The 6,262-nt window shown below is 70.5% G+C and carries 5 protein-coding genes and 1 pseudogene; 3 read left to right on the top strand and 3 right to left on the bottom strand.

The annotated features are described in order from the left end of the window. The first annotated feature begins 175 nt into the window (after positions 1-175). Entirely contained in the window at positions 176-808 is a 633-nt protein-coding gene (locus ACZ53N_RS22450; protein WP_469142604.1) for an HAD family hydrolase, read from the top strand. A gap of 274 nt (positions 809-1,082) precedes the next feature. Beyond that, positions 1,083-2,771, top strand: coding sequence for a globin domain-containing protein (locus tag ACZ53N_RS22445; RefSeq protein ID WP_469142603.1), 1,689 nt, complete (start codon positions 1,083-1,085; stop codon positions 2,769-2,771). A 10-nt stretch (positions 2,772-2,781) separates the two neighbouring features. Here the strand turns inward: ACZ53N_RS22445 and ACZ53N_RS22440 are convergent, their stop codons facing one another. From ACZ53N_RS22440 to ACZ53N_RS22430, 3 genes and pseudogenes are all read right to left on the bottom strand, one after another. Next, positions 2,782-3,291, bottom strand: coding sequence for an NUDIX hydrolase (locus ACZ53N_RS22440; protein ID WP_356451045.1), 510 nt, complete (start codon positions 3,289-3,291; stop codon positions 2,782-2,784). A gap of 66 nt (positions 3,292-3,357) precedes the next feature. Further along, positions 3,358-4,254: a LysR family transcriptional regulator gene (locus tag ACZ53N_RS22435; RefSeq protein ID WP_469142602.1), complete on the bottom strand. Its 897-nt coding sequence runs from the start codon at positions 4,252-4,254 to the stop codon at positions 3,358-3,360. Positions 4,255-4,497: 243 nt separating this feature from the next. Continuing rightward, positions 4,498-5,732, bottom strand: a pseudogene (locus ACZ53N_RS22430) (helix-turn-helix domain-containing protein). A gap of 151 nt (positions 5,733-5,883) precedes the next feature. On the opposite strand from ACZ53N_RS22430, the gene ACZ53N_RS22425 reads away from it, so the two are divergent. Next, on the top strand, positions 5,884-6,162 hold the full coding sequence (locus tag ACZ53N_RS22425; protein ID WP_469142601.1) for a hypothetical protein: 279 nt from the start codon (positions 5,884-5,886) through the stop codon (positions 6,160-6,162). Positions 6,163-6,262 lie beyond the last annotated feature (100 nt).

The raw sequence follows: 6,262 nt of genomic DNA, 5'->3' as shown, positions 1-6,262 counted from the left end.
GTGTTTTTTTTGGTGTTTTTTTTTGTCTTTCGTCTTTTCCTTTGTTCCCCTCTTTTCCCCCCCCCCCCCCCCCCCCCCCGACGCGTGTCCGTACCCGGCCGGAGGCCGCTCGGGCCGTCTGACCAGGGAAGTATTCGCGGGTGCCCGGCGGCGCGTACGCCTACCCTCGGGTCTCATGACCAGACTGCATTTGTTCGATCTCGACGGCACGCTGATGTACGGATCGGCGGCGGCGATCGAGATATCCCGGCAGCTCGGGGTGGAGCGGGAGATCGCCGAGCTGGAGCGGGGATTCGCGACGGGGGAGCTGACGCCGCCGCGCTTCGCGGCGCTGGCCGTCGAGCTGTGGGCGGACCTGACCGAGGCGCAGGTGGCGGCGGCGTTCGAGGGCGCGCCCTGGCTCACGGGCATCCGGGAAGTCTGGGCGGACATCCAGGCGCGGGGCGAACGCTGCGCGGTGATCTCCCTCTCGCCCGGCTTCTTCGTGGAACGCCTGCTCATCTGGGGTGCGGACGCGGCCCACGGCTCGCTCTGGCCCGCGGTGCCGTTCCGGGAGCCGGTGAACCCGGCGGGCATCCTCGACGCGGCGGCCAAGGTGCGGATCGCGGACGAACTCTGCGAGAAATTCGGTCTGAGCCGTGGCGACTGCGTGGCCTACGGGGATTCGATGTCGGACGCCCGCCTTTTCGAGGTGGTCCCGGTGTCGGTGGCGGTCAACGCGGACCATCACGTACGGGACGTCGCCGTCCACGCGTATACAGGACGCGACCTTCGCGAGGCCTACGAACTCGTTGGATGCCAGGGGTAATTGGTGTGACCCTTGTGGATCGTGGCGGGCCCTGTAGGGTCAACGCCGCCGGGGAGTCGGCGACATGACGCCCGACGGTCCGGGAAATAGTTCAGTTTAACCTCAACGGGCCTGCTGTCACTTGAATTTCCGGCTAATCGCCCGTAGTCGGGTCAGACGGTGGAATGCTACGCGGACTGGTACAGCGACCCGAGGCAAACCGGGGAATCGCGGCACTTTCCGGTTCCGGCGGGAGTGCGAACACCGACCGAGAGATGTTCGAGGCGAGGCACTGATGGATGCTCCGACCCCAACGTCGGCCGATGGAGGCTCGTTCGGCACCGCGGGTGAGCGGGGCTGGTTCACCCCACCGCGTCCCGTGCCGGACGCCCCGGCGGCGGCACCGGCGCCGCCGGGGGAGGCGGCTGTCGGGGACACCGGCGGCAGCCGGGACCGGCCGCCCGGGTGGGAGCCCGTCGCCCGCGCGGTGGTGCCGGAGACCGAGCGGGATCCCGGGCCCGGCCCCGGACTGCCGATCAGCGCGGTATGGCAGACGGCGCCACCACCGGCGGCCCCTTCGAGCCGCTGGGCGCCCCTGTATCAGTCGGGGTACGTCGGGCAGACAGGACAGACAGAGCAGACAGACCCGCCGGACCGGCCGGATCCGTACGCCCTGCCGGAACGCAGCGTCCCACCGGGACGGACCGCGCCGCCCGACCAACAGGCGCATCCCGGGCAGTCGGATCCCCCGCTGTCGCGAGGTCGACGCCACCGGCGCCCCGTCGAACCACAGCCCGCACCGCCCCCGGTTCGCGATCAACTGCCCATCCGGCCGACAAGATCGGGCCCTTCCCCCGACACCCTCCTGATCCGCCGCACGCTGGCCGAGATCGAACCCGTCGCCGACAAGACCACGTCGTACTTCTACGCGCTGCTCTTCATCCGCCACCCCGATCTGCGGTCCCTGTTCCCCGTCGCGATGGACGTCCAGCGCGACCGCCTCTTCAAGGCGCTGCTGACCGCCGCCGAGCACGCCGACGACACCGCGACGCTCACCGAATACCTCTCCCACCTCGGTCGTGGGCACCGTAAATACGGCACGCTGCCCGAGCACTACCCGGCCGTCGGCGAGTGTCTGATCGCCGCGCTCACCCGCTTCGCGTCGGGCACCTGGAGCGAGGCCACGGAAGCCGCCTGGGTGCGCGTCTACACGACCGTTTCACAGATCATGATCGACGCGGCCGCCGAGGACGAGCGGAGCTCTCCCGCCTGGTGGCAGGCCGAGGTCGTCGGCCATGAGCTGCGCACGCGGGACATCGCCGTCGTGACCGTACGGCCCGAGGAGCCCTATCCCTTCCTCGCCGGGCAGTACACCAGCCTGGAGACGCCCTGGTGGCCGCGCGTCTGGCGCAACTACTCCTTCTCGTCCGCACCCCGCTCGGACGGTCTGCTCTCCTTCCATGTGAAGGCCGTACCGGCCGGCTGGGTGTCCAACGCCCTGGTCCATCACGCCCGCCCCGGTGACGTCCTGCGCCTCGGGCCCCCTGCCGGTTCCATGATTGTCGACCACACCACTGACAACGGGCTGTTGTGCCTGGGAGGCGGTACCGGCATCGCTCCGATCAAGGCGCTCGTGGAGGACGTCGCGGAGCACGGCCGCCGGCGTCCGGTCGAGGTCTTCTACGGCGCCCGGCATGACGACGACCTCTACGACATCGACACCATGCTCGGCCTCCAGCGGTCGCACCCGTGGCTGTCGGTCCGCCCCGTCGTCTCCGACGGCCCCACGCGCCGCCTGAGCGGCCAACTCACCCACATAGTGCGCGAGTACGGGCCCTGGCCCGCCTATGACGCCTACCTCTCCGGCCCGCCGGGGATGATCCGCAGCGGCGTGGACACCCTCGTCGGCATCGGCATACCGTCGCACCGAATAAGGCACGACGGGATCGACGAGCTGACGACGTCGTCGACGAGCCCGGGGTAGGAGGCCTGTCTCAGCCGAGGTCGTCCGCGAGCAGCGCTCGTACGCCCTCGATGTTCGCTTCGAGATACGCGCGCAGTGACGGCGGCACCATCTCCACGGAGGTGACCCCTTCCCTGGTGAAGGGGACGCGCACCACCTCGTACGTCCCGCACGGCTCGTCCACCTCCGGGCCGTGCCGCCGGGAGAGGTCCATCGACGCGAGACGGCAGACGAAGAAGTGCTGCACCTTCACGCCGTGCGCGGCATGGTGGAGGGAGTGCGAGACGGTGTCGACAAAGGCCGGAACGACGTCGAAGACCTTCGCGCCGAGCTCCTCGTCGACCTCGCGGTGCAGAGCGGCGACGACCGTGGCGTCCTCCGGCTCCACACCGCCGCCCGGGGTGATCCAATACGGATCCTCGCCGGGCTTCGTTCGTTTGATCAGGATCATCTGAAGGTCGGAACGGGACGTGGTGGTGCCGATGTCGCCGTCGAGCAGGATGGCGCGGGCGGTGCGTTTGACCACTGGTCGTTCGGTCATACGGGACATCTGCCGCGCGGGGCCCCCCGCGAAACCCCTTCCCGGCGTCCCCTTTCCCCTCGGCTGTCACCAAGAGACGGCGGCACGCAGCAGCCACTCATGAACCCGGGCCAGATGGGGGTGGGCGAGGGTGCCGGTCCGTACGACCAGGAAATACGTGCGCAGCGGCGGTACGGGCGGGTCGAGCAGGGCCACGATCTCGCCCGTGTCGAGGGCGTCGGCGCACAGATACCTGGGCAGGACCCCGAGCCCCGCTCCGGCGGCCACACAGGCGAGCACGGCCCGTAGATCGGGGACGACGACGGTGCCGGCGGTAACGGGCTTGCTGTCGAAGACAGCGGCCCAGTAGCGCGCCACGAACGGCAGGCACTCGTGCACCTCGACCACCGGCAGATGCTCCAGCGCCCGCACCCCCTTGTCCCGCACGACCGCCGCCCCGCCGAGCCTGGCCGCCCAGCGCGGCGCCGCCACCAGCACATGCTCCTCGTCGCAGAGCGGGGTGGCCGTCAGCAGCCGGCCGCGCGGTCGTGACGTGGTGATGGCGAGGTCGTGATGGCCCGCCGCGAGCGCCTCGAAAAGGTCCTCCGCGATGCCCTGCGCCGCCCGCACGGTCATCCCCTGCGCCACGAGCGGCGTGAGCGCGGGCAGCGCGCGCAGGGCCATGAACTCCGGCGGCCCGGCCAGATGCAGCGTGCGATTGGCCCACTGCTCGTCGAGATCGGCCTCGGTGATCTCCAGCAGCGCGTCGACATGCGGCGCGATCTTGTGCGCGAGCTCGTCCCCGATGCTCGTGGGGCTCACGCCCCGCGCCTGCCGGACGAACAGCGGACGCCCCAACTGCCGCTCCAACGTCCGGATCTGGCCCGTGACGGCGGGCTGCGACAGCCCGAGCAGAGTGGCGGCGCGGGTGAACGACCCGGCCCGGTGCACCGTGACGAACGTGCGTAACAGGGCCAGATCCATGCCTTCTCCCCAGCTCGCCGCCAACTGCTCGTATCGGAACTATAAATAAGTCGATAGGGCTGTGTCGCTAGCGTGATTGGACACTGACGCAGAGTCAACTAGCCTTGGTCGCGCGGTTCCTCGCGCGTCGGAACCGCGGCGGCTCGAGCCAAGAGGGGGGAGGCTCGAGCCGTCCCCATGCCGGGGGCTTCCGGGATGTCGGCGCGGCGACGGAGACGGCCCACGCTCGCGCGGTGGCGCGCCTCAGTCGTGCGCCTTGAGGGCGGCTACGAGGTGCCGCCCCTCCGGGGCTCTTCGGCGCAGCAACGCTGCTGCCGTGGTGTGGAGCTCGTTCCAGGCGTGCGGACGCCCCACGGCGGCCGCGTCCGGGACGGCGTGCAGCGCGACCGCCAAGGATTGCTCGGCTTCGCCCGCCCCGGCCGCCGCGTGGGCCAGACAGGCCCGGTACCAGGCCTTGTCGCGCCGGTAGTCGTCGGGCAGGGCGGCGAGTCCGCCGGTGAGGTGCTCGATGGCGGACGGCCAGGCGCCCAGGTGCATCTCCGCCATGCCGCGTTGCAGGGCGAACCACGTCTCGTCGTAGAAGTACATCCACGGCGGCTCGTCCTCGGGGTGCTCGGCGGCCTGGCCGATGAGGGCCTGCGCCTCCTCCAGGAGGCGGTGGGCATAGTCGGCGTCCCCGTTGAGCGCGTGCCCGCGTGCCTCCATCTGTGCGGCCATGCCGCGCACGCCGAGGGACGTGCCCGGGACGGACCACCGGGCGGCCTCCGCGAGCCGTACGCACCGGGTACCGAGCCCGCCGGACCAGGCCATGTGGGCCTTCATGCTGAGCGTGGTCGCGGCCATGCCGGCGTCACCGGCCTCCAGGGCCCACTCGTGGGCCCGGTCGTACCACGCGAGCGCCGCGGCGCTGTCTGCCTGATCCTGTGCCATCCACGCGAGGAACTGGGCGTGCTCGGCAGCGAGTCGGATGACCCGGTCCGCCAAGGCGCCCCGGGCGCCGGAGTGCAGATCCACCACGGTGCGGAGCTGCTGGAGCATCACGGCGGTAAGCGGTCGGGAGCCGATCACATCCTCGGCCCGCCGGTGTTCGGCCAGGAGCCGGTCGAGCCAGTCCAGAGTCGCTGTGTCGACCCGTTTGGCATTGCCGACGGCATTCGTCACGCGCGCCAGAAGGTCCGCGTCCGGAGCGATGCCGGGCAGGGCCAGGCCGGGAACAGGAGGCGTCTCTGCCCGTTCCCCGGCGGCGGCCAGCAGTGCCGGGGGACCCCGAGTCCGGACACGATGCGCTGTCGTACCTCCACGGACGTCACACGGCGGCGGCCGCGCTCGATGTCGGACACGTCCGGTTGTACGAGTCCGACCAGCTCGCCGAGCTTCGTCTGGCTCATGCCCGTGAGCCGACGGTACGTCCTCAGGAGGGCGCCCCAGTCCTGGCTAGCGACCGCTGCCGCCAGCCGAGGGTGAGTCCAAAGGTCCACGACGTGATCCCCCACATGTCGACTATAGGGCGGCCTATAGGGCCTTGGGATTGGTTGCCGGTCCGCGACCCGCGACGGTGTTCGTGACAGTGATCCGAAACGGCCATGGAGGCGGGACGTGGTGATGTCGTACCGGGAAGGTGCGTACGTGGTGGATACGCGCAATGGGACGTTCGCGCAGGTGATGGGGCGGGTGGGGCCTCGGGTGCAGGTGCGGCGGCCTGGGGGTGGTCGGGAGTGGGAGGTGCCGCCGACCGCGTTGCGGTTGGCGACCTTCGAGGAGTGCCGCGCCGCCGACCCGGCGGACCGGTGTGAGGACTGCGAGCGGATCAGGGGCCACCGGCGTGCGGCGGAGATCCGTGGTGACAAGTCGGCGATGACCGACGCCGCCGTGCTCATGGGGCGACACCAGCGCGAGGCGCACCCGTGACCCGCGTGGTGGGCCGCGTCGTCTCCGCCTGCTCGCATCACGCCGAGTGGACGCGCACGGTCGACAAAGCCACCTGTAAGAGATGCGGTGTCGAGCGGTA

This window comes from Streptomyces sp. NPDC033229, from assembly GCF_055576875.1.
Note: the sequence above shows the minus strand (reverse complement) of the source record. Positions and strands in the feature narration are given on the sequence as shown.